At 48.1% G+C, this 22,382-nt stretch carries 23 protein-coding genes; 13 read left to right on the top strand and 10 right to left on the bottom strand.

Annotated elements, in window-relative coordinates; all coding sequences use genetic code 11:
• Both LBW89_RS09780 and LBW89_RS27475 read left to right on the top strand, forming a co-directional pair.
• Window positions 1-245, top strand: a 245-nt coding sequence (locus LBW89_RS09780) for an IS3 family transposase (RefSeq protein WP_225039067.1), incomplete at its 5' end; no start/stop codon positions are given.
• 183 nt (window positions 246-428) lie between these two features.
• On the top strand, window positions 429-557 hold the full coding sequence (locus tag LBW89_RS27475) for a hypothetical protein (protein ID WP_263639096.1): 129 nt from the start codon (window positions 429-431) through the stop codon (window positions 555-557).
• On the opposite strand, the gene LBW89_RS09775 is transcribed toward LBW89_RS27475, so the two are convergent.
• Window positions 547-1,434: a helix-turn-helix transcriptional regulator gene (locus LBW89_RS09775; RefSeq protein ID WP_225039073.1), complete on the bottom strand. Its 888-nt coding sequence runs from the start codon at window positions 1,432-1,434 to the stop codon at window positions 547-549. The genes LBW89_RS27475 and LBW89_RS09775 overlap by 11 nt on opposite strands.
• A 127-nt stretch (window positions 1,435-1,561) precedes the next feature.
• Here LBW89_RS09775 and LBW89_RS09770 point away from each other — a divergent pair, with 127 nt between their 5' ends.
• The 3 genes from LBW89_RS09770 (at window position 1,562) to LBW89_RS09760 (ending at window position 4,362) form a co-directional block, all read left to right on the top strand.
• Window positions 1,562-2,458, top strand: a complete 897-nt coding sequence (locus LBW89_RS09770; protein ID WP_225039066.1) for an EamA family transporter — start codon at window positions 1,562-1,564, stop codon at window positions 2,456-2,458.
• A gap of 132 nt (window positions 2,459-2,590) precedes the next feature.
• Window positions 2,591-4,042 carry a CAP domain-containing protein gene (locus tag LBW89_RS09765; protein WP_225039065.1) on the top strand — a complete coding sequence of 484 codons (1,452 nt, stop codon included), beginning with the start codon at window positions 2,591-2,593 and terminating at the stop codon, window positions 4,040-4,042.
• A 152-nt stretch (window positions 4,043-4,194) separates the two neighbouring features.
• Window positions 4,195-4,362 carry a CxxH/CxxC protein gene (locus tag LBW89_RS09760; RefSeq protein WP_148454035.1) on the top strand — a complete coding sequence of 56 codons (168 nt, stop codon included), beginning with the start codon at window positions 4,195-4,197 and terminating at the stop codon, window positions 4,360-4,362.
• Between the two features lie 458 nt (window positions 4,363-4,820).
• Here LBW89_RS09760 and LBW89_RS09755 read toward each other — a convergent pair whose 3' ends face one another.
• Genes LBW89_RS09755 through LBW89_RS09745 form a run of 3 tightly spaced genes read right to left on the bottom strand, consistent with a single transcriptional unit; the run spans window position 4,821 to window position 7,551 of the window.
• On the bottom strand, window positions 4,821-5,831 hold the full coding sequence (locus LBW89_RS09755; protein WP_148454033.1) for a hypothetical protein: 1,011 nt from the start codon (window positions 5,829-5,831) through the stop codon (window positions 4,821-4,823).
• A 21-nt stretch (window positions 5,832-5,852) separates the two neighbouring features.
• Window positions 5,853-6,983, bottom strand: coding sequence for a DUF4179 domain-containing protein (locus LBW89_RS09750; RefSeq protein ID WP_170287115.1), 1,131 nt, complete (start codon window positions 6,981-6,983; stop codon window positions 5,853-5,855).
• Window positions 6,973-7,551, bottom strand: coding sequence for a sigma-70 family RNA polymerase sigma factor (locus LBW89_RS09745; RefSeq protein ID WP_148454029.1), 579 nt, complete (start codon window positions 7,549-7,551; stop codon window positions 6,973-6,975). Before LBW89_RS09745 ends, LBW89_RS09750 begins: the two co-directional genes overlap by 11 nt.
• Before the next feature lie 298 nt (window positions 7,552-7,849).
• Between LBW89_RS09745 and rlmH the strand changes: the two genes are divergently transcribed.
• On the top strand, window positions 7,850-8,329 hold the full coding sequence (gene rlmH / locus LBW89_RS09740; RefSeq protein WP_148454027.1) for a 23S rRNA (pseudouridine(1915)-N(3))-methyltransferase RlmH: 480 nt from the start codon (window positions 7,850-7,852) through the stop codon (window positions 8,327-8,329).
• A gap of 72 nt (window positions 8,330-8,401) precedes the next feature.
• On the opposite strand, the gene LBW89_RS09735 is transcribed toward rlmH, so the two are convergent.
• Together LBW89_RS09735 and LBW89_RS09730 are read right to left on the bottom strand one after the other, a co-directional pair.
• Window positions 8,402-9,850: a serine hydrolase domain-containing protein gene (locus tag LBW89_RS09735; protein WP_148454024.1), complete on the bottom strand. Its 1,449-nt coding sequence runs from the start codon at window positions 9,848-9,850 to the stop codon at window positions 8,402-8,404.
• A 180-nt stretch (window positions 9,851-10,030) separates the two neighbouring features.
• Window positions 10,031-10,261 carry a hypothetical protein gene (locus LBW89_RS09730; protein WP_211373311.1) on the bottom strand — a complete coding sequence of 77 codons (231 nt, stop codon included), beginning with the start codon at window positions 10,259-10,261 and terminating at the stop codon, window positions 10,031-10,033.
• A 285-nt stretch (window positions 10,262-10,546) separates the two neighbouring features.
• Here LBW89_RS09730 and LBW89_RS09725 point away from each other — a divergent pair, with 285 nt between their 5' ends.
• Both LBW89_RS09725 and LBW89_RS27890 read left to right on the top strand, forming a co-directional pair.
• Window positions 10,547-11,395 (top strand): epoxide hydrolase family protein, encoded by an 849-nt coding sequence (locus LBW89_RS09725; protein WP_148454022.1) that lies wholly within the window; start codon window positions 10,547-10,549, stop codon window positions 11,393-11,395.
• Complete coding sequence (locus tag LBW89_RS27890) at window positions 11,307-11,588, top strand: helix-turn-helix transcriptional regulator (RefSeq protein ID WP_225039064.1); 282 nt, start codon at window positions 11,307-11,309, stop codon at window positions 11,586-11,588. The genes LBW89_RS09725 and LBW89_RS27890 overlap by 89 nt, the downstream gene beginning before the upstream one ends.
• A 218-nt stretch (window positions 11,589-11,806) precedes the next feature.
• Here the strand turns inward: LBW89_RS27890 and LBW89_RS09715 are convergent, their stop codons facing one another.
• A complete protein-coding gene (locus LBW89_RS09715; protein ID WP_148454018.1) occupies window positions 11,807-13,831 on the bottom strand; it encodes a right-handed parallel beta-helix repeat-containing protein in 2,025 nt (674 codons plus the stop codon).
• Between the two features lie 335 nt (window positions 13,832-14,166).
• Here LBW89_RS09715 and LBW89_RS09710 point away from each other — a divergent pair, with 335 nt between their 5' ends.
• The 5 genes from LBW89_RS09710 to LBW89_RS09690 all read left to right on the top strand — a co-directional run bounded on the left by LBW89_RS09710 (window position 14,167) and on the right by LBW89_RS09690 (window position 19,076).
• A complete protein-coding gene (locus LBW89_RS09710; protein ID WP_148454016.1) occupies window positions 14,167-15,915 on the top strand; it encodes an ABC-F family ATP-binding cassette domain-containing protein in 1,749 nt (582 codons plus the stop codon).
• A gap of 309 nt (window positions 15,916-16,224) precedes the next feature.
• Window positions 16,225-16,461: a DUF6953 family protein gene (locus tag LBW89_RS09705; RefSeq protein WP_148454014.1), complete on the top strand. Its 237-nt coding sequence runs from the start codon at window positions 16,225-16,227 to the stop codon at window positions 16,459-16,461.
• A gap of 501 nt (window positions 16,462-16,962) precedes the next feature.
• Window positions 16,963-17,394, top strand: a complete 432-nt coding sequence (locus LBW89_RS09700; protein WP_148454012.1) for a MarR family winged helix-turn-helix transcriptional regulator — start codon at window positions 16,963-16,965, stop codon at window positions 17,392-17,394.
• Between the two features lie 18 nt (window positions 17,395-17,412).
• A complete protein-coding gene (locus tag LBW89_RS09695; protein WP_148454009.1) occupies window positions 17,413-18,051 on the top strand; it encodes a peroxiredoxin-like family protein in 639 nt (212 codons plus the stop codon).
• Between the two features lie 71 nt (window positions 18,052-18,122).
• Complete coding sequence (locus tag LBW89_RS09690; protein WP_148454007.1) at window positions 18,123-19,076, top strand: alpha/beta hydrolase; 954 nt, start codon at window positions 18,123-18,125, stop codon at window positions 19,074-19,076.
• Window positions 19,077-19,368: 292 nt separating this feature from the next.
• On the opposite strand, the gene LBW89_RS09685 is transcribed toward LBW89_RS09690, so the two are convergent.
• From LBW89_RS09685 to LBW89_RS09675, 3 genes are all read right to left on the bottom strand, one after another.
• Entirely contained in the window at window positions 19,369-20,241 is an 873-nt protein-coding gene (locus tag LBW89_RS09685; protein WP_148454005.1) for an SDR family oxidoreductase, read from the bottom strand.
• A gap of 96 nt (window positions 20,242-20,337) precedes the next feature.
• A complete protein-coding gene (locus LBW89_RS09680; protein ID WP_225039063.1) occupies window positions 20,338-21,201 on the bottom strand; it encodes a helix-turn-helix transcriptional regulator in 864 nt (287 codons plus the stop codon).
• A 261-nt stretch (window positions 21,202-21,462) separates the two neighbouring features.
• A complete protein-coding gene (locus tag LBW89_RS09675) occupies window positions 21,463-22,332 on the bottom strand; it encodes a helix-turn-helix transcriptional regulator (protein ID WP_148454001.1) in 870 nt (289 codons plus the stop codon).
• Window positions 22,333-22,382 lie beyond the last annotated feature (50 nt).

Here is a 22,382-nt window from a genome sequence, read left to right as displayed (position 1 = left end):
GGATGAAAGCCAGCATGAGCCGCAAAGGCAACTGTTACGATAACGCTTGTATTGAATCGTTCCATAGTATTCTCAAAAAAGAACTCATCTACTGCACCAAATTTAAGACGCAGCAGCAGGCATACGATGAAATATTTGAATACATTGAGTTCTTTTATAACCGGAAACGAATCCATGGAGCATTGGGATATATGTCCCCAGTACGCTTTGCGGCTCAATTGCAAAAGAAGAAAAAGTCGGCTTAACATAAAAGCCAAAAAAATAGTGTCCACTTTCCAAAATTCCAGGTAAATGGGCGGGCCGCACCCTGTGGGCGGATTTAACGGGAGAAAATCCCGTTAATGTACGCGGCAAGCTGACTGGCTACCGCAAATGACGGAGCCGGTCGTCGATCGCGTGGAAGCCCCAATGCACGAGGAGTACGGCCTGTGGGTTTCCATAGCTGCCGCCCGACCAAGGTGCTGCCGATTTCCGGCGTTTCGGCAGCGGGGTGTGCCGAAGAGCTGGATCGCACGCCGACGGAAGCGATGGAGCCGGAGGAGAGCCTTAAGGGATAAGGCTAATTTTTCTCTTTTTGTAGGCTAACGGGGTCATGTTCATGGATTTTCTGAATTGCTGGATGAAGTAGCTGGTACTATTGAACCCTACTTGATAAGCCACGTCGGTGACATTGTACTCGGGTTGTTGCAGTAAGGTCAGGCTTTTTTGAATGCGGTATTCCATCACATAATTTAAAGGGGTTTTCTTTAGAAACCGTCTAAAATAGCGGCAACATTCGGACCTGCTCAGCTGCCCCTCTTTTGCGATGTCCTCTAAACGAACCCTCTCGGCAAAATGGAGATGAATCCAATTCAGCATGTTCTTCATTCTATGGTTCTTCAGCATTTCAGCTTCTTTGTACTCTAATGGAAAACCGTTAGCGACCAGGTTTCTCCAGATGTGGGCTAACTGTATCGTAATATCAATTTGATACAAAGCTGGACTTTGCCGGATTAAACGGTCAATCTCCAGGATGGCGTCGACGATATTTTTGGCCCAATCCTCCTGGGGAGTCAGGCGAAGGTAAGGCAAGTTGGTCGCTCCTATATAAGGATACACATGAGATCTAAAAAGTTCTTGCGAGAGAACAAAACTTGGAGAAACATTTAAACAAATATAAACGCATCCGGAATGGTGATTGTCTCTGGCCAGGTGGAGGCAGCCGCTATTAATAAATAGCCCGTCTCCTTCGTCCAGCGTCACGCTTTCTTCCTGAATTTGAAAGACGGCTTGTCCCTTCATAATGAGAACAAATTGAAACTCATCATGCCAATGCATAGGGATATAGCCGTTTATATTGTGACTAATCGTGGTGTGATAACACGCGATGGGCAACGTGGTGGTACGATGTTCGGTCAGCTCTTTTAAATCGGGATCAATTGTAAAATCCTTGATTTGCATCGACAAACCCCCATCTCAATATATTTATATTTTATCATTGGATATTAGTATAAATTTACGCATTTTCTCTTTATTATAGTCAAACAGAGTACTATTTTAATACTTTATCAGGGAGTTGACTATGGGTAGAGGGAAAGGGATTTTCTTCATCATGACCGGCGCTATCCTTTGGGGGATTGGGGGTACGGTAGCAAAAAAACTGTTCCAACAATACGGCATCGATATGGGTTGGCTCGTTACAATACGTCTACTGATTGCGGGATTTTTACTGCTCGGGGTTCAATCTCTGAAAAAGGGTCCTGCGAGCATTCTTGAGATCTGGAAGAGTAAAAAGTTCTCGCTTCAACTCATTTTGTTCGGATTGGTTGGAATGCTCGGGGTTCAATACACTTATATGGCTTCCATAGAAAAGGGAAACGCCGCTGTAGCAACGCTGTTACAATATTTAGCTCCTGTAATCATTATGATTTACTTATTCGTCAGTAAACAATCCGCTCCAACAAGGAAAGAGATGTATGCTGTAACGCTTGCATTAGCAGGTTGTTTTTTCTTGCTGACCAACGGTTCCTTGTCTCAGTTATCCGTACCGTCCCTTGCAGTGATTTGGGGATTATTATCCGGGGCTGCCCTTGCCTTTTATACCTTGTATGCAGTCCGCTTTCTTGAGAGATACGATTCGCTGGTCATAGTGGGCTGGGCTATGATGATCGGGGGCGTGGCCTTGAGTGTTATCCACCCGCCTTGGGATATGAAGGTTACGAGCTTACCTATGGAAGCCTATCTATATTTGAGTTTCGTCATTATTTTTGGCACGATGCTGCCTTTTTGGTTTTATATCGAAAGCTTGAACAGCTTGTCACCAAAGGAATCCAGTCTTTTGGGCAGCTTGGAACCGTTAGCGGCTGTATTGACGACCGTATTTTGGCTAAAAGATTCCTTCGGCTTGTTTCAATGGATCGGGACGTCTTGCCTCATGGTCATGATTCTTTTCTTAGCTTTTAACAAAGAGGATAGCTGAGGTCTATCGATCCCGTCACTACTTGAAGCAGGGTCCTGGGAAGAAAGCGATTAAAAATTAAAGGATTTCATCGGTTTTTGTCGAACTAACGGGATAAGAATTTTCAGCTTAGTTTAGAAGGGACAGAGAGCGATGAAAAGAACGCTGAAGCGGGGAATGAGTAGTCTTGCCATCCTGGGGGCGGCCGGAGCGGCCTTGATGGGTGCGGTGGGACCGGCGGGGGTGGCCAAGGCGGCCGGGTTTTCGGATGTCCCGGGTTCGCACTGGGCTTACGACATGGTGATGTGGTCCCAGGAGAACGGGGTGACGAGCGGATACCCGGATGGTACCTTCCGTCCAACGCAAGCCGTTACGGAATCGGAATTTCTGGTCATGCTGGTACGCGCCTATCCGGAAAAAGCCGTTGGGGAGAAAAAGGCAGGGGAGCCTTGGTACACGCCTTATTATAAAGTGGCTTCGGATGCGGGTTGGCCCGTGGCGAATCAGCCGGAACAGAAGATTACCCGCGGCCAGGTGGCGCGTTTGATGGCGGCCGTCATGGGTCAGCCTTTGGCGGAAACGGAAGCGGTCCAACTGGTGCTGGACAAAGGTCTGGCGCAGGGGAAGGCCGGTTCTTCCGGCGTGGCGGGCTTCGCTCCGAACGATGCGCTGTCCCGTGCGGAGGCGCAGACCTTCTTGTATAGATTGAAGCAGCAGACGACTTCGGGTAGCGTGCCCGCGGCGGCGGAAAAGCCGGACAAGCCGGCCAAGGCTGAAGCGGGAATTCAGCTGCAGGGCGTGGCGATCGGCGACGTCGAGTCGAAGGTCACGCAATTGCTGGGCCAGCCGGCCCGCAAAGATGTGACCGGCCATAGCATGAGCTGGTACATCTACAATAGCGATTACAAGCGTTACGCCCAAATCGGCATCGCGGGAGGGCGAGTGGTCGCCTTGTACTCGAACAGCGAGGGCTGGCAGTTTGAAGCCGGGGATACGCAAGGGCTGAAGGGTTTAAAGTCCCGGGCGGACCAGCTTTGGGGCAAAGGCGAAGCGGCAGGAGACCAATTGGTGAGTTACCAGGCTCAGGGAAGCCGAGTGCTGCTGTTCCTGGATTCCCATGAGAGCGGAGCGGTTGACGGCGTTATGCTTCAGGACAAGGCCTATTTTGACGGCGTAAAATCAGGTGGTCTTTCGGAGGCGGTTTTGAGTGTGACGGAGCAGGAGATTTTTGATTTGACCAATGCGTTCCGGGTAAAAAAAGGACTTAAGCCGCTGACCTGGAACGACAAGGCCGCCACCGCGGCCCGGCTCCATAGCCAGGACATGGCGAAGCGGAATTATTTCGAGCACGAGACGCCGGACGGTTTGTCGGCCGGGGACCGGATGGCGGCACAGGGTCTCAAGGAATACCGCACCTGGGGTGAAAATATCGCGGCCGGCTATGACGATGCGATTGAAGCCTACAACGGCTGGATCAACTCCGCGGGCCACCGGGCCAATATTCTGAAGAGCTCCTTTACGACGCTCGGGATCGGCGTGGCTTTGGGTTCGGACAAGAGTGAATACCAATCGTACTTTACGCAAAACTTCTATACGCCGCGTTGAAGAACGTAAGGAAGCAGCATGTGGGGAACCGTCCGAAATCCGGTGTGATTTGGACGGTTCCTTTTTTGGGCCGAGTATGGTAGAACAAATAAAGGACAACCTGTAAATACGGAGCCCGCCGCGATGGCGGCAAGAAAGGATGCTTTGAGCGAATGTACGTAGTATGCAAAGATCATGTGGAGCTGGCAATTGACATGTTTGTCGACGAGTTTGAGGATGCACCGGATGTGGTGGACCTGGAGCACACGAAATTTATCGACTGGGATCCGCCGGTCAAATGCCAGGAGTGCGAGCATGAAGCGAGGTTTCTGATCGTCTAGTTAGGGATCGCTCTGCCGACGGCTAGCCGCGAATCTTGGCACCGGGCCGGGTGATACGGAACACTTAGAAAATATGTAATGTGAAAACGATGGGGCGGTTTTTCTCCACTTGCGCGGAGGAGGCGGCCTCTTTTGCATGGAAAAGGAGAGCGAACTTCGGACAGTCCGTGCATTGTCGGGCGATGAGGTGTTTAGCGGGATTTTCTCCAGCTAATGAGGCAGATTCTAACTTCCGGGAATCAATTACCTGGAAAAGCTCCCGCTAAATTAGCGGAACATGGCCCAAAACCGCCTTGCGGGGGGGGATTAACGGTAGAAATTCCAGGTAATTTCGAGATTCGTGAGATTCGGACCGAATTAGCGGGAGGTTTTCCCGTTAATGTGTTGCGGCGGGGCATCCGGTCTCACAGTAAAAAGGAGGACCCGCCATAAAGGCTGGTCCTCTTTCCGTATGCGCTTTACTCCGCCAATTCCAGGTTATAGAACTGACCTTTGGTGTTATAGGTTCCTTTTACCGTGGGTGCATTGGTTTTAGTAAAGACGATGGATCCCGGGTGATCCTTGTCCTTGGCGGCTTTATAGCCGGTCAAGTCGATATTCAGCAGCTTAAGGGCCTGGGGCGATGCGTTCTTGAGCAATTGCGCTTCGGTGTAGCCTTTCAGTTGGCTGTAGCCCTTGGTATAGTCGGAGGAGGAGTCCTCCAGGCTGGACAGCTCGACCTTGGTAATTTGCCCGGTCGCCTCTTTCAGGTTGATGAAGATGGGATTGTTCGCGTCATCGCTGGCGAATTGCAGCTCGTAGGATTTCTCGCCTTTACCGTTCAGCACGACGGAAGCCTTAAGCAAGTTGCCCTTTTTTACCCCGTTTAACCCTTCCGCAACTTTGTCGGCCGCCTGCAGGGCGCTTTCCGGCACCTCTTCAACCTGGAGCGGGCTCATGATACGTTTTGCTTTCCCGTCCAGCAGTGTCAGAAATTGGTCACCCACGGAAGCGAACAGTTCCAACTTGCCGGGATTGGCATACTCGGCGGTGTATCCGATGGTTAGCGTTACCGTTTCGGGCGTCTTGGTCGCTTCGGCATCCGCGAGCTTTAATGCGGCGTTGATTTGTTGTTTATAGGTGTCTTTGAGGTCGGCCCATTTCTGAACAACCGAGATGTAGGCGACTTTATCGTTGAAAATATCCACTTCGCTATTGGCGGCTTCTTTGACTTGCAGAACCCAGCTCGTATTTTTGCCTTCGGTCCATTTGTCGGCTTTGCTGAAGGTATAGGTTTTGCCGGTAACTTCTTTCAGCTTGGCCTGTGCCGCCTTGATCAGGTTGGCGCTGATCCCGTTAAGAGCGGAAGCCTTGGAAGCCGCGTTGGTTTTTGCGGGAGCGGCGGCCGCAGGGGCCGTCAGAGAAGGGGCGGCGCCCAGCAAAAGCCCGGTAACGGTCAGCATGGCGATGGTTTTTTGCACGTTTTTCATAAGTAAAACCTCCTGAACATTTCATTGTTTTTGTAAGGGAATGGTCAATTGTAATTCGGGAATGTACTCTTTGGTCCAGTTCCCATGGGAATCGATCTCGGCAATCCGGTTGTCGGGCGCATCCTTGTAAACGTACAAGAAGGGCTTAATCGTGATGGACCTGGTGTCCGCCGCCAGCGGTTCGTAAAGCAGGTCGAGCTGTTTGCGGCCATCTTGGAGTCGATATCTGTAGATGTCGATCCAGCCCGCTTCATTCCCTTGTTCGTCCACCACATCAAAATACATCTCTCTTCCGTCCGCGGTCATGCCCGAGGTCTGCAAAAACAGCCGGGTGGAGACGGGGGACGATTCCATTTCATCCAGTTTCCAGCTTAACTTCCCGAACGTTTTGCCCGTGTTCAGGGAAAGAACCCGATTGCTGGTGTTTTTCCGGACGGGGATGTCCAATTGAAACGGTTCATGAATTCCATTCAGGCTGATTTCCAGGGACAAGGTGTATTGATCGGGCATGGCGGGACGGCGGGTACTCTCATCGGAAGCCACACTGACCGTCACAATGGCGGAGGAAGCATCGGCCCCCGGCCCGAGGACCCACGCCACATTGCCTTTCGCCCCCCGGATTTGCGCCTCCAGCCGGTTAAAGGAACCCTTACCTTTGGAAGGCTGCTGTACAATGCCGTTGTCTTTGACGGGAGAAAACAAGGAAGCCGGATGTCCCGCCTCGTCCAGTTGTAGGGCTACGCTTGCCCGCGTTCCGTCGTAAAGCACCTGGACTGCGGATAACGTAAAACCGTTCCGGGTATCGCTGATCCGCATCTCTTTGACCAGCCCTTTGTCCACGGCGCTTTGCAGTCCGAAGTCCCCAGCCAGCCTAAAAATGTTCTGCACAAACGGGAGCTTGCCGAGCGTTTCCGCCATCACGGGCGATACGAAGCCGGAGGCAATCACGGCGGCGGTCAACAGGAAGGCGGCGGCGCAAGCTAGGGCGGCTTTACGGAAGAGCCGGGTTTGTCCCGATGGTTTACGCGGAACGGAAGTTTGACCGATGTGACGGCGGCTGGATTCCCATACGCGCTCCGAGAGGTCCTTCGGGCATTCCAGCTCCCGGGCGGCGCGCTGAATCTGCTCCTTTAACTGATCTTCAATGGACAAGGCAGTCACCCCCTTTTTGTTCCTCCAAAAATACGGCGTATTTGCGCAGTTCTTTCAACGCCAGATGATGCCGGGATTTAACGGTTCCCTGAGGAAGGTCCAGCAGCTCGGCGATTTCGCCGAACGTGTATTCATGATAGTAACGAAGTACGATCACGACTCGTAACTTGTACGACAGCTTGTGGAGCGCCATCCGCACTTCCTCGCTGGTCTCGTTCCTCAAGGCGGGGTGGTCGGTTTGGGGCGATTCTTCCTTGATCTCCAGCAAGGTTTGGCGCTCAAACAAACGGAGCTTGCGCCACATTTTGCGCTTCCAATCCTGCACCTGCCGGACGGCGATGCCATGCAGCCAGTAGCGGAAGGGCCTGGTGGGGTCGTAATTCCCGATCGAAGTCCATAACTTCAAATACACTTCGCTCATGATGTCCTCGATATCCTGACGGCGAGGGATCAGCAGCGCGACAATGCGGTAGACATCCTGGACCGTGGCGTCGTAGACGTGACGAAACGCTTCCTCGTCCCCTTCTTTTAATTTTTGCAGCCAGGGAGTAATGTCGATATCTTGCAAGCCCCGTTCCTCCTTCCGTGTGCCTCACCCCTATATTCGCTCCGAACGCGAAAATGGTTCAGTGGAATTTTAAATTTATTGGAGCAAGTGAGAAATTCGTCTATGGCAGGGTGAAAAAAAAGTCTCGGAAAGCGAAGTGGATTAGTGAATAGCCCTGTCAGGGGGGAACGTTTCATACGGTGCCTTATAGGCAAAGTCAAATAGCTCGGTGTTTTGAGAAACCTGATGTGTCGTTTTGTTGCGGCGGGAGACTAAAGTATAATCATAATATATTTTGAGGCAGATGCGGGAGGTAGCCATGCTTATTCAATTGATCGGAGTCGGCAAACTGAAGGAAAAATACCTGGTCCAGGGAATCGCGGAATACGCCAAACGGCTGGGGCCGTATGTAAAATTCCAGATGACGGAGGTGGCCGACGAAAAAGCGCCGGAGACGATGAGCGAGGCGGAGGTGCTTGGCGTGAAGGCGCGAGAGGGCGAGCGCATCTTGGCGCACGTGAAGAGCGATGCCCATGTCATCGCTCTGGCGATCGGCGGCGAGCTGTGGAGCTCGGAGGAGCTCGCCGCGCATTTGGACCGGCTCGGCACGTACGGGACGAGCCATGTGGTGTTCGTCATCGGCGGGAGCCACGGGCTCTCCGATGACGTGCTGCGCCGCGCCCAGCAGAAGCTCAGCTTCGGGCGCATGACGCTGCCGCACCAGTTGATGCGGCTGGTACTGGTGGAGCAGATTTATCGCGCGGTGAAGATCAATCGGGGGGAACCGTATCATAAGTAGGGCGAAAATAGGGGCTGTTCTCTCATTAAAAGAAACCTTGGCTTTTTTTCAATAAGTGAACGAATGAAATGCTTATTTTCGGAGCGAGGCATTATATCGGTGAGTGTATACAAACCATGTAATGCTTGCTGTTAATAATGCCGACGAAATCAAAGTTGTAAGAACACTATATGTTCGCCAAATAAGTATCGTTGACCAATCTAATGCACAGCACAGTATACACTGGACAATCGTAGCAAACAGCAAAATAGCTGTTACGATTATTCGCTTTTTGGTCATTGGCTGCCGCTCATTCGTTTTCCTTCTGCGTAATCCCAAGAGAAAGAACAGAACAGCCAATAGGCAAAGAATAATTGTGGTAGACGACAAAATGATGTCCAAAAGCTGTGTGCCGCTTATTCCATATGACTGCGTCAGATTGCCGTCTAATATATCTTTAATTTTTAGTACCATGCTTCTATTGATATTTTCGCCGTTGGTCAGCAAGCTGATGGCTATTCGTTCATTTGGCTGTATGACCACTTCGGTTCCGAAATTGGGATTGCCCCCGGGGTGCTCTATAATCGTTTGGTTGGCGTTTACCGACCAGCCCGCCGCATAATACATTTCGTTGACAGCAGGAACAGACATATCACCCTGATGTGATTTTTCGATAACCGTATGGAATATTTCGGGTATGTCCTGCACAATACCCATCTGTATGCCCATCCAACGCGCCATATCTTTTGTACAAGAAATGATGTAGCCTGCGGGTTTATTCCCGGAATAATCCGGCGCATTATATGGAGTTGTCATAAAAAAGGAAGAACGATAGCCCTGTGCCAACTGTCCGGTGGCTTGAGCATCTTCTTTATAAACATACGTCTGGTGAAGACCCAACGGCTGAAATACCTGTTCCCTCATAAAGTCCTCATAGCTTTGTCTCGACACAATCTCAATAACCAGACCTAATACGTCATAATTAACAGTTCCGTAAGTATACTGCTCACCAGAATAGAACGACAATTCAGAATCTACGAGCATTTCTACGGTTTTTTGCAACATATCCGGCGTATTGCCTTGTGGAATGTTTTGACTGTGACTGCCATTTGTTAAGCCGCTAGTATGGTGTAAAAAGTTATTGAGTGTAATACTTTGCATATCCACGTGTTTACCCTGATACTTTAACGTAAACCAAGGCAAATATTTCTGGACAGGGTCTGACATTGACAGCAGTCCTTGTTCTTCCATCAGCAGAATACCCATGCCGGTAAAAGCTTTACTTACCGAAGCCAGCTCATATAGAGTGTTTTCACTTGCTGACAGTCCCTTTTCACGATCTGCATACCCGGAAGAAAAGTAGAGTACTTCATTGTTCGCAAGTATGGAGATTGACATTCCCGGTACACCTGATATACGGCTTGCATCATCCAACAATGTTTGTATTGAATCAGATTGCGAATCTGATAATGCATAGCTTGGTGTTGCGAATCCGGTGAACAGTATAAGTAGTGCAATCATAAAGACAATAATTTTTTTCATAGTCTCTCCATTCCGAAAAAACTCCCGTACGGAAAATATAAATAGCCCGCATTAGCTTATTATTGCAAAATCTTTTTGTATGTGAAGAATCATACGATATAAAAAATTAGATTGCTATCATAATCTCCTACTTACTACGAACTATTTTGCTAGGAACACAAAAAAGCCCCCTCTGCTTCATTAGCGGATGGGGCAATAGTTTGTCTGAGGCGATTTCCGAAAAACAATAATAATATGGGAGATTATTACCTTAATAAATAGATTGCCCTTGCGAAAGGCACAGTCCGACGGCCCTACTTTGGCAGCTTGAATATGTACGAGCAGCTCCTTGCTTCCAAGCGACGGTTTCGTGATTTCTTGCAGAACAATCACTTCCGGTGGACCATATGAAATTTGAACCATGGCTCTCATGATTTTCTCCCCCTAACGGAAATTTTACTGCGACGGACATTTACAAGAGGCACCTACTGATCCGAGAACCCCATCCTTGCAGTACCCATGTACAAACCCCTAAGTTTAAGTAATGATTACATTCTAACTAGGGGGATGTTTGCTGGCATTGATTTAAGTCAAGAGACGAACATTGAAAAAGGATATTAAGGTTGTTGCCATCCTGTTGGCAACAAGGGTGGATTATCCTATGGACAGGAACTCTGCTTTAAGCAAATGTTCCAGTCAAATTAGGAGGTAATCCCAATGAACGCATCCAAACAAACAATTGATCGCAAACACAACGAAAACACCGAAATCCACCCGTTTCTCATCGACATTCCCCAGCAAGCGTTGGATGATCTCCGGGACCGTCTGGAGCGGACGCGCTGGCCCGACGAACCGAATTCCATCGATTGGGACTACGGCGTCCCTGTCCGTTACCTGAAAGAAATGGCGGCATATTGGAGAACGGAGTACGATTGGCGGAAATATGAAGATGCGTTGAATCGCTTTCCGCAGTATACGACGACAATTGACGGACAACAAGTGCACTTCCTTCAAGTACGATCTCCAGAACCTGACGCAATGCCGCTTATTCTTACTCATGGCTGGCCGGGATCGATTGTGGAGTTTATGAATATCATCGGTCCGTTGAGCGATCCGCGTGCTCACGGCGGCCGTCCGGAAGACGCTTTTCACCTGGTGATCCCATCCATACCGGGATTCGGATTCTCCGGCCCGACGAATGAAATCGGTTGGAACACGGACCGAGTAGCGGCAGCATGGTTGGAATTGATGGGCCGCTTGGGCTATGAACGCTTCGGCGTGCAAGGAGGAGACACTGGGGCGATCATATCACCGAAGATGGGCAATCTTGCTCCGGATCGTGTGATAGGAATTCATTCCAACGGTCTAATAGCGTTTCCTTCTGGCGATCCGGCGGACCGCGATCTGCTGCTGACAAATGTGTCGATCTATTGGTTTACCGGAACGGCAGGGTCCTCTGCCCGCATTTATAAGGAGGATGCTAAATCATGGGGGATGCCGGGGAAGAAATCCAACGCGTGTCTCAGGCATAACGATAATGGAATATGTCATGAAAAAACGTATTGAGAAAGCGAAACAATTATTGGAAAACACAAACTATACTATAACGCGTATTGCTGTCATTATTGGATTTTCTAGCGCTGCGCATTTTTCGACTACTTTTCGTAAACGGCTTGGAATATCACCTTCGGAGTATCGTACAAGTTATAATGCATATAACGTATGCGGAGGAGACCTCGAAAAGCTGGTGATTGAGTGATTACATCCAGCAACCATTGATCTATCGGGGAACGATAGTTGAATCATCCGATAGACCCGTTAAGCCGAACCGTATCATAAGTAGAGCGAAATTTTATCAAAGATATACATGTGGCTTTCAATAAGGGCAAAACAAATATAAGATCATCGGAGTATCTCATGTACACACGAAAAAGATCCAGTCACCTAAAATGAAATGACTGGATCCTCAACCATAAACTAAATTTCAAAATCCATGGTACCTTTTTCGGTTAATTCAAACGGACCAGGTGTGACATCTGTATCGGGTCTCTCTATCCCGAAAAAGTCGGAGTCAAAACGATATGGAGTGCTGTCTGGCTCCTCATACTTCATATCGGCGTGATAAGTCTTTCCAAGCAGGTCAGTGGTAACCACCATTGCAGAGGCTCCTTGAAGCAATTGAGGCTCATTGACCTGAATGTGCACCCTGCCTTGCGCAGGATTAATCTCAACTTTTATGCCCTTCTGCGCATATGTCTTCGCATTGGATTCATGACGACTTGGAGCCGCATGGTTAAGATATACATTTCCACCCATAGCCACCGGAAGAACTGCATTTCCTATAAAGAAATCCTTTGCGACATCGCCAAGCTCAGCAAGCTCCTCTTTGGTATATTCCCACCATCTCTTATCTTTTACACTAGGATGTTTATCGTAGCCCCCCAGCCCCACAGCATGCAGATAGCAAATGGAATTGTCCGGAACGCCATCCATGACCGTCTTCCCATCATCTCCAACTGCATCCCTTGGTTTAAGTGGAAGATGCTCAAAAAAGGTTATTGGAACAGGTTCCTTATTCGCATCATTATCCCCCAAAAAGATATTGTTGTAGTATCTGTCGTCGCCTCCAGTGATATTGGAGTACCCGGCCATTGCTGTCTCATGAGGGAAGTGATATGGCGTAATACGGGTAATCTCGGAACGAACGACAAATCGGCCTGCAAACAAATTATGAGCAAATGCACCGCCTTGTGCCATATTTCTGAAGTTCATAGGAGAGAGGAACAGATTATGATCGACCATATACGGACCATGGCAAACCTCAACGAAGAGGTCTTCAGAAAGGTTGTCAAAAAATACATTGCGGCTGATGCGGGTGCCCTGTGCCTGCCAGTCAAGCCAAAGCGCACGGTAACAGCTATAGATTATATTTTCACTAATTTGAGTATCCAGGGAAGCATGCAGTTTAATTCCCGCGACTTCGGCCCCGTGTCTGAGCCGTTTGTGGTGAATATTGTATATACGATTCTGATAAATGCGGCTGAAGGCTCCTCCCATATGACCCACAATACCTGCCTGTTCACAATCATGGATCACATTCCCTCGAACGATGTGACTGCCGACCCGATCCTTATGCCAGCTGGAGCGTAATGCTCGTAGGATAACCTCCTGCTCACGTTGAGTTCCGCCTTTACTGTGCTTATCTAAAGATTTGCTGTGACCTGTACCGATTTCGGTACCCAGGCTAATCCCAACGCATTTTGATTCACTAATGATATTGTTTTCAATAATCCAGCCCTTGCTCCAGTGAGGTCCGATCAAACCTTCCTGGTAGTCCGTAGGCGGCGCCCACCCCGGAGATGCTTGACGAAGTGTGAAGCCACTAACGGTTATGTAGTTCAATCCTGGTTTCTCAGGCCAGAAACAATAAGGACGGACATTAATTTCTACATTCTCCTTACGGGGATCTTTTCCACCAAAGTTAGCCCAGATTTTTGTTGTCGTAGAACCAACTTCGGCATACCATTTTAACAGTGAATCCTTAGGATATTTGGCTTCGGGCCAAACCTCGGGATTGCGAACGCTTTCAACACTATCGACTTCATACAATGATTTGCAATCCAAATAAACATCACCGAGATGGATCGGGAAGGGCCCGTCAAACAACCAGTCTCCACTTAGCTCCACTTCAAAGGGATTGCGAACGGAAAATATGGAATTGAGCACTTCTGTGCTCCAAACATGGTTTCCTTCTGGTTTCCAGTTGGTAATCCGTTCAGCCCCTGTAATGACGACTTCTCCGTCTCCTGCGGATCGATATATGATTCTATGCTTCGTTGTTCCTCCATTAGCCGGGTTAACCCATTCCCTATATACTCCGGCATGAACAATAACCGTATCACCAGCCATAGCATGAGCCGCAGCGCGTGATATGGTGCGAAGGGGTTGATCCGCTGTTCCTTTGTGTTGATCATTCCCATGTATAGATACATGATATTCCATAACAACTCTCCTTCTTTCCGCGTTAAAAAAGTTGTAAGAATTCCTTACAAGCTGAAGGCAGGCTAGTTATAAAATTATTGTTGTATTAAGTTATTATACTATATAAGTTGAACGAAAGCCGATATCTGCGCGCGATAAAGGCGTTTCTTTAAAAGCCTATCCTCGAATGTCCATTCATAGTGCCATCCCATAGAAGGTGGCCCTAAAACTGGCCGTTAGCTATACAAATAAATTGTACTAGCTCCCAATCAGTGTTACTCTGAGAATCGAAAACCTCAAACTTACGTTTGCTTCCAACCATAAACCCCATTTCAGATACCAAGAAAGGTAACACCATGATCAAAGTTGAACACTTATCCTTCTCGTTTCCGCAAAAAGAACTCTACAAAGACATTTCGTTTACGCTTGAAGAGGGCCAACACTGCGCCTTTATCGGCACAAGCGGCAGCGGGAAAAGTACGCTGGTCGAGATCCTGATGGACCCGGAAAGACATTTGTTCGAGGGTAAGCTGGAGATCGCCTCCGATTGCAGAATCGGATATGTGAGTCAGTTCTCGCAGGTAGACCCAACGGTAGAAATGACCGTTTTTGAATATATCGGGGAAGAATTTATCAAGCTTCAGCATGAAATTACAGCGATGTATGCGGAAATGGCAACCACGTCGGATATGGATTCGCTCTTGGAAAAGGTTCAATCGGCTTTGGACGCACTTGATGCCATGGGCGGAGATGATTTCGAAAGTACCATCAATAAACAGCTGAATCTAGCCAACCTCATGAAGCTAAAAGACGCTGACATATCTTCCTTAAGCGGCGGGGAATTCAAGCTTATTCAAGTGATGAAGGAAATGCTCAGTAGTCCGGATCTGATGATTATGGACGAACCGGATGTATTTTTAGACTTTGAAAACCTCAATGCGCTTAAAAAATTGATCAATTCCCACAAAGGAATGCTGCTGGTCGTTACGCATAACCGCTATCTTTTGAATCACTGTTTTAACAAAATCATTCATCTCGAAAACATGGAAATCCAGGAGTTTGACGGAAAATATATCGAGTACAATTTCTCCTTGCTTCAGACTAAAATTGAGCTGCAAGAAATCGCAGTCGCTGAAGCGGAAGAGATCGAGAGATACGATCAAATCATCGACAATCTTAGAGAGATCGCGACGAATGTTGCGGACGCTTCCAGGGGCCGAGCGTTAAAAGCCAGAGTGAAGTTCCAGGAAAGATTAGAAGCGCGCAGAATCAAAGCGCCGTTCGTTGATATCAAGCAGCCGAATATCCGCTTCGGGATCGAGCATGAAATAGAAGACACTGTTGTCGTAAAAGTCGATAACTATAGTGTTTCCTTTGACGAGCTGCTTTTGAAAGATGTGAACTTCGAGATCAAATCCACGGATAAAGTCGCTATCATCGGTCCGAACGGCACCGGGAAAACGACTTTGCTCCGGGATATCTTCAAAAACAATCAGGATTCCATCGAAATCAAGGACGATATCAAAGTGGCTTATTTATCGCAGCTTCAAGGCGAAACGCTAAAAGATTCAAATACGATACTCCATGAGTTCATCGATGCCGGGTTTAAAACGTATGATGAGATCAGAGCGTATCTTTTAAACTACAGTTTTGAAGGCGAAACCCTGGATCAAAAGATCGAATCGCTATCCGGGGGCGAAAAAAACATACTTCAATTGGCTAAAGCTGCTGCAAGTCAAGCCGGCCTGCTGCTTCTTGACGAACCGACAAGCCATTTGGACATCTATACGCAGATCGCACTGGAGAAAGCCATCGAAGAATATAAAGGCGCTATCCTCATGATTTCCCATGATTTCTATTCGGTCGTTAACGGTATGGATTATGTACTAATCATTGACGACAAGACGATTAGAAAAATGAGTATGCGCAAATTCAGACAGATGATCTACGCCAGTCATTTCAATAAAGATTACTTAGAAATTGAGCAAAAGAAAAAGTCGGTCGAAATGCAAATTGAATCGGCCTTGAAAGATACAGATTTCGAACTTGCAAAAGGATTGATCGATGAGCTGGAAGGATTGATCAAGCAGCTGTCTGCGCTCTAGCATGCGCCACAGGCTTAGACGGTTTAGGGAAGCACAGTCGAATATTTGGAGAGAGGAGCTCCGCTTCAAGCAAAGCTCCTCTCTTTTTCTTAGCTTACATGCGCCACAGCCCGAACCTCTACCCACTGTTCCGGAAAAGCCAGGTAGGAGCAGCTGTGCGAGTGGGGAGCACAGAATCAGAATCGTTGACGGTAATTATCAGGCTGAAGCCGATGTCTGCGCGATTATTTGATGATTCCTCTAAAGCGGATGAAAAATCATATAGGTTGTATTAATGAGCAATAAGCGATTAGAAAGGAGCATAATCTTATGGAAGTAACTGCCCAGGAAGTAGCGGACTGGATGGTCAAGGAAATCAGGTCTAGGGGAACGCTATACCAGGCCGATGCGATTGAATATGTGAAGACTCAATTTGGCGAACAGTTTGTATTCGTGAATGAGAATGGAAATACATCGCTGTCTAAAGAGGTGAAGAAGGCTTTCCGCAAACTCCACGGCGGCAAAATTGCTTGGGACCGCGACGGATTCTTTTGGGCTTGGACCTGAGCCGCTCATCCTTCCAACAACTCCAACCTATGTGCTCAGGGTGAAGGCAACCCGAAGCCCCCCCTTATGATGATTCTGGATAACCCCGGTGCTCAATTGACAAGCTTGTGGCCGCATCGGTCGACTGGACATGGATCAGGTTGATATTCTGAGGAAGGTCAATAAGGAATTAATACGCGTTTTTATTAGGAGACTATTGAGTGGGCATCCCTAACGTCTATCGTGAAAACTTGATCGGCGAAATTTACTGAATTTCAATTGCCCAAAATTAAATTGTTGACAATTGAATTAAGAGTGGATATTATTGGTTTATAAACATTGTGCACAAGTAATTTGTAGGCAACTGAAAATGAGGTGAAATACATGTCACATCATCAAACAGTTATTATCGGCACGGGTCCTGCGGGATAACGGATCATCCGAATTATGATGCCGCCCTAGCTGCCCTGCGGGAGCTAGCGGAGTAAGCGATCACCTACCAGAAGAAGGGGTTGACCTCACATGCTGCAACTTAACGAACACCTTTGCTTTTCCTTATATGCTTGCTCCCGAGCTATTTCTCGGTTGTATCGACCGCTATTAGAGGAGATGGGAATTACCTATCCTCAGTATCTCGTGTTGCTATCCCTCTGGGAAAGTGACGGGCGGACGGTGAAAGAACTGGGAGAACAATTAGACCTCGATTCAGGCACCTTGACGCCGCTGCTGAAACGGATGGAGGCGAACGAACTGATTAGGAGAGTACGATCGACGGAAGATGAGAGGGTCATCTTGGTCCTGCTCACGGAGAAAGGGTTGGCCCTTAAGGGGGAATCCGATTGTATTCCATCCGCACTCCTCTCAGCCAGCGGAATGTCAACCGAAGATGTCTCGGAATTAAACAAAACTATCAAAGAGTTAGCAGAGAAAGTCATTCAGACTAGCGGAAAATAATCCATTCGAGGTGTGACCATGTCAACAACAACCCTAACTTCAGCGTTAGAGAAGATTACGGCAGCAAGCCCTTTTGAAGTGCAGGCGATACACCAACGTTTCATCCAGCAACTTCAGGAGGGAGGCAACGCCACAGGGCTACCAGTCGGGACGAAAGCCAAGGACTTTGTACTGTCAGATTCACTAGGGAACCAAGTAAATTTAGCCGACGAATTGGCAAAAGGTCCTGTTGTCCTTACCTTTTACAGAGGAGGATGGTGCCCTTACTGCAATCGGCAGTTAAGAGCATACCAGGAGATTCTCCCCGACATTCAGGCGCTAGGCGCGCAGCTTATCGCAGTCAGTCCACAATTGCCGGATTATACACTGTCTGATCAAGAGAAGGCAGAAATGTCCTTTAAGGTTCTCAGCGACCCTAAGGGAATCGTTGCCGCCAAATATAACCTGTTGTATGAAGTGCCTGACTATCTGAGGGGCATGTACTTAAGCCATAATATTGATCTTCAAGAGTACAATGGGACAGATCATTGGCTGCTTCCGGTGACGGGAACGTTCATGATTGACGAATACTCCGTTATCCGTTCCGCATACGTGAATCCTGACTTCACCAGGAGAATGGAACCGGAGGATATTCTCTGGGAGCTGCGAAAGTTATAATTTTTTTACCCATAATGATTGTGCAAAATTAAATTTTACAAAACTAATATGATATGAGGAGAATGTTGAAAATGACCAAAAAGATTATTCTTGAGTCCGCCGCACAACAATTTGTTGAGGCTACTGCGAATCCGCCCTACTTATTCCATCTTGAACCTGAGCAGGGGAGAGCTGCGGTAGACGAAGTTCAATCGGGAGATACCAAGAAAAAAGATGTAGACATTGAGGATCTCAGCATCCCAGGCGGACCAAGCGGTCAAGTGTCCGTTCGGATCCTGCGTCCGAAGAACACGGCTGGCCAACTGCTTAAAACGGTTTTGTACATCCATGGTGCAGGATGGGTGTTCGGTAATGCCCATACCCACGACCGGTTGATTCGTGAGCTAGCGGTCAGAAGCGGATCCGCTATCGTATTTCCTAATTACAGCTTGTCTCCTGAAGTCAAATACCCGACAGCTCTTGAAGAGATCTATGCTACGCTGCAATGGATCGCTTCCTCCGGCAAGGCTCATGGCCTGGATTCGGATCATATCTCCATCGGTGGCGATAGCGTTGGCGGCAACATGACTGCGGCAATCACGTTGATGGCTAAGGAAAGAAAGGGACCTGCGATTAAACGACAGCTGCTGTTCTATCCGGTTACGGATGGGGGAATGGATACGGACTCGTATCATGAATTCGCCGAAGGATACTTCCTTCGCCGTGACGGGATGGCTTGGTTCTGGAAACAGTACATCAACAAAGCGGAAGAGTTAAATGAAATCTATACTTCTCCTCTGAGGGCTTCCATCGACCAGCTTCGCGATCTTCCTCCAGCTCTCATCATTACGGCGGAAGCCGACGTTCTTCGAGATGAAGGCGAGGCCTATGGAAATAAGCTTCGGGAGGCTGGTGTGGAGGTCACAACGGTGCGTTATCAAGGAATCATTCATGATTTCGTCATGTTGAATGCTTTGGCGGATACGTTGGCCGCCCGCGGTGCGACTGCATTAGCCAGCGCTTGGCTGAAAGATGGATTTCAATAATGGATCAGGGAGAGAAAGATATTCTCTGCTATCTGAGATGATTAACCCAACATAGAACGTCAAAAACCGGGACGCCTTATTTGGCGAATCCCGGTTTTTGAGTTGCTTAAATGGTCATTTAATTAATTGGGTACTTTTAAAATTCGCCGTAGACCCGTTAAGCTGAACCGTATCACAAATAACGAAAATCCCTAAACAAGCTCCCCTTTAAGTAGACAGGATTAATAAATAAACCCGCTACTTCAGAGGAGCATATCAAAATTGCCGTGGGTGTCGAATGCTTTGGTATACTTTAAAATGGTTTTACCACATCATCTGAATCAGTGGAGTAAGCCAGCTCTTTCTGTGCTTCCAGAGCGCCCAGTCTGTCCAGCAGGGCTGCCCGGATTTGCTCATAGGCGTCACTGCCCAACGCCATACGTATCGGACCCTCTCCCTGGTCGACACGACGGATAATCTGCTGCGCCATTTTATCCGGATCGCCGACAACCATTTGATTGAACATGCTCATATCTATACGAGGCAGTTCTCCCTTCATCAGGCTAACGAATCGGCCCGCCTCCGTATCCCGGTATTCGTCCATCCGCTCGCCGAATACGGCGTTACTTGTAAGGAAGTTCGTTCGGATCCCGCCGGGCTCCACCATAGTGGTCTTAATATTGAACGGAGCCACTTCCTTAGCTAGCGCTTCAAAGGCTCCTTCGACCGCCCATTTCGAAGAGCAATACAGTCCCATGCCCGGAATAGAATAATGACCCGCCATACTTGAAATCTGTACCATGTGACCGCCGCCCTGCTTGCGGAAAAAGGGCAGGACTGCACGCGCTGCACGCAGGGAGCCAAGCACATTGGTCATAAACTGATGCTCAATTTGTCTGTCGCTTGCTTCTTCGACTGCGCCATACAAGCCATAGGCTGCATTATTGACAAACACATCGATCGTGCCCAGTTCTGAAAATGCCCGTTCCACGACTTCAGCAATTTGCTGAGGGTTTGTGAGATCTAAATTAGCCAGCCATAGCTGGGAGCCATACTGTGCCTGCAGATCATCCAGCACCCCCGGCTTGCGTACCGTTGCGGCTACACGGTCCCCTCTAACCAGCAACCGGCGAGTTATACGTGAAGCCAAGCCTCCTGACGCTCCTGTAATGAACCAAGTTTGCATGCTAAACACCCTCCATTCGTTGTCATCCACTGAATCATACAAGCAACTGGAAGGAGCTAGCCACAGCACATCTATACTATTAACGGGAGTAACAGTCTACGGGAGCTGCCTGTCCTGCTCAAGTAAACGTAATAATCTCTCCTCCGTACCTGAACCGGGCACCGGAACAAAGAAACACCAGTGCATTCCCGGGTCATTATCGATTACAGCCGCGGAATGGAGCTCGAACTCCATCTCCTGTGCGTCAGGAACGCGGAATAAGGCGGTCGCTACGCGTTTTTGTTTGATTTCATATAACTCCCAGAAATGTACGAACTCCACGCTTTCCCGCGTCAAGCGTTCAAACCGTTCCATATATAACGGGTTGTTCTTGTAAAGATCGAAGCCTGCCCGCATAACGGCTACAGAGTAACGGGCAGCGGCTTCCCAGTTCACCAGTCTGTTGCGGTAATCCGGCTTTAAAAACATAATGTCCATCATATTCCGTTCGTTGTCCGGCAGACTGCCGAAATCGGCTACGATCAGTTCTGCCGCTCGATTCCAGGCGATAACATCCGTACCTTCGTCCGTGATAAATGAAGGATAATAAAGTTGATCTACGATTTTCTGCAGAACTCCCGCATCCGGCCCACCGTTATTTGGCGCTGTGACGACGCTCGCCACATCTACATTGGCCAGATCGAATAGATGCTTCTGCTCGTCTTCGTCAAGCTGAAGCGCTTTGCTGATACTTAGCAGCACTTCCGGCGAAGGATTCACCTCCTTGCCTTGCTCCAGCCAGGCATAGTAAGTCACGCTTATATTGGCAAGGTAAGAGACTTCTTCTCTTCGAAGTCCCGGAGTGCGTCTTCGTCCGGGCAGCGGCTGGATCCCTGCCTCTGAAGGCTGCAAGCGTTCTCTGCGCGATTTTATGAACTCACCCAATGCGGATGAGAAACGATTTGTTTTCAAGCAGCTCACCTCTAATTACTTATATGGAAGAATACGTATCGTAATTAACCAAATGGACTCAAGGCACTGGCTCTAATGATCCGACTTTTCAGCAGGCGCAGGGTGGCTTTGATCATGGAACGTTGAACAGTTAGATTATGCATCTCGAGAGAGGTGCATTTTTTCGTCCCTAAATTACAGCAAGATGTGGAAAGTAGATCGAAAACCCGGCATGTTATCTTATTTGCAAGAAAAGAAAGGAGTAGAGAAGATGATATTAGAGCCAGGGCACTAAAGATGAGAGTCAGCAGGGAGTTTTTTGATAGGTGCATATATATGATAGGCCGAATCAGAATTGTGGACGTCCTCAAAAACTTGAATGAGTTCAATATCGGTTTCTGCCGTTTCCTGCCTGGAGATCTTTAAAAAACGAGCATAGTCACTTTTCAGTACATCCCCAATGTCAAGTAGATCACCACAATAGTTGAACCTTGCACAAAAAATTTGCGGCACATCGACCGTAAAATAATAAGGCTCATCGATTTCAATACTGCTCGGGATCCCGAATAGAACCTTAAACCGGGTTGAATCAGGTTGACAGTTTGAATAAATGACGTAGCAGGGACCATTTATGGTTTCATCAATTTGACTTAGCAGCATTTCTGAATGTGCGCGAATCTTCTTCTTATAATCATCATTGGCTAGATCGACTTCAAAAGCGATTCCGCTGATTCGGGTCTTCTCGAATTCAGTCAAGGTGAAATCCGCGACGATATCGCCGTTAATGTTTTTAATGGGTCTATTCACTACTGTAGGTATGGGGATTGGAGAGATCGTTGTGATTCCTGCTTTTACAGAACTTGGGGCTGTACCGTATTGTCGTTTGAAAGCGCGAGTGAAAGAGGCTTGCGTACCGAAGTTAAGCCGATAGGCAATGTCGGTCAGAGAATTGTTTTTATCAAGAATCAAGGTTAAGGATGCATTCAATCTTCTGGATAGGATGTATTGACTTAACGTACAGCCCATCATAGCAGAGAACAGCCGATGAAAATAATATTTAGACATGTTGAAGGCATTGGCTACGGATTCCACGGTTAAGGAATGTTGTAAATGGTCCTCGATATGGATCAAAGCACGTTCGATGACTTCGTTATGGTTCATAATAACTCCTTCTATCAAGTGTTTGCAGGCTGTTTTGTACCAAGTATACC

Origin of the sequence: Paenibacillus sp. alder61 (assembly GCF_020179875.1) — a bacterium.
GTDB lineage: Bacteria > Bacillota > Bacilli > Paenibacillales > Paenibacillaceae > Fontibacillus > Fontibacillus faecis.
Note: the sequence above shows the minus strand (reverse complement) of the source record. Positions and strands in the feature narration are given on the sequence as shown.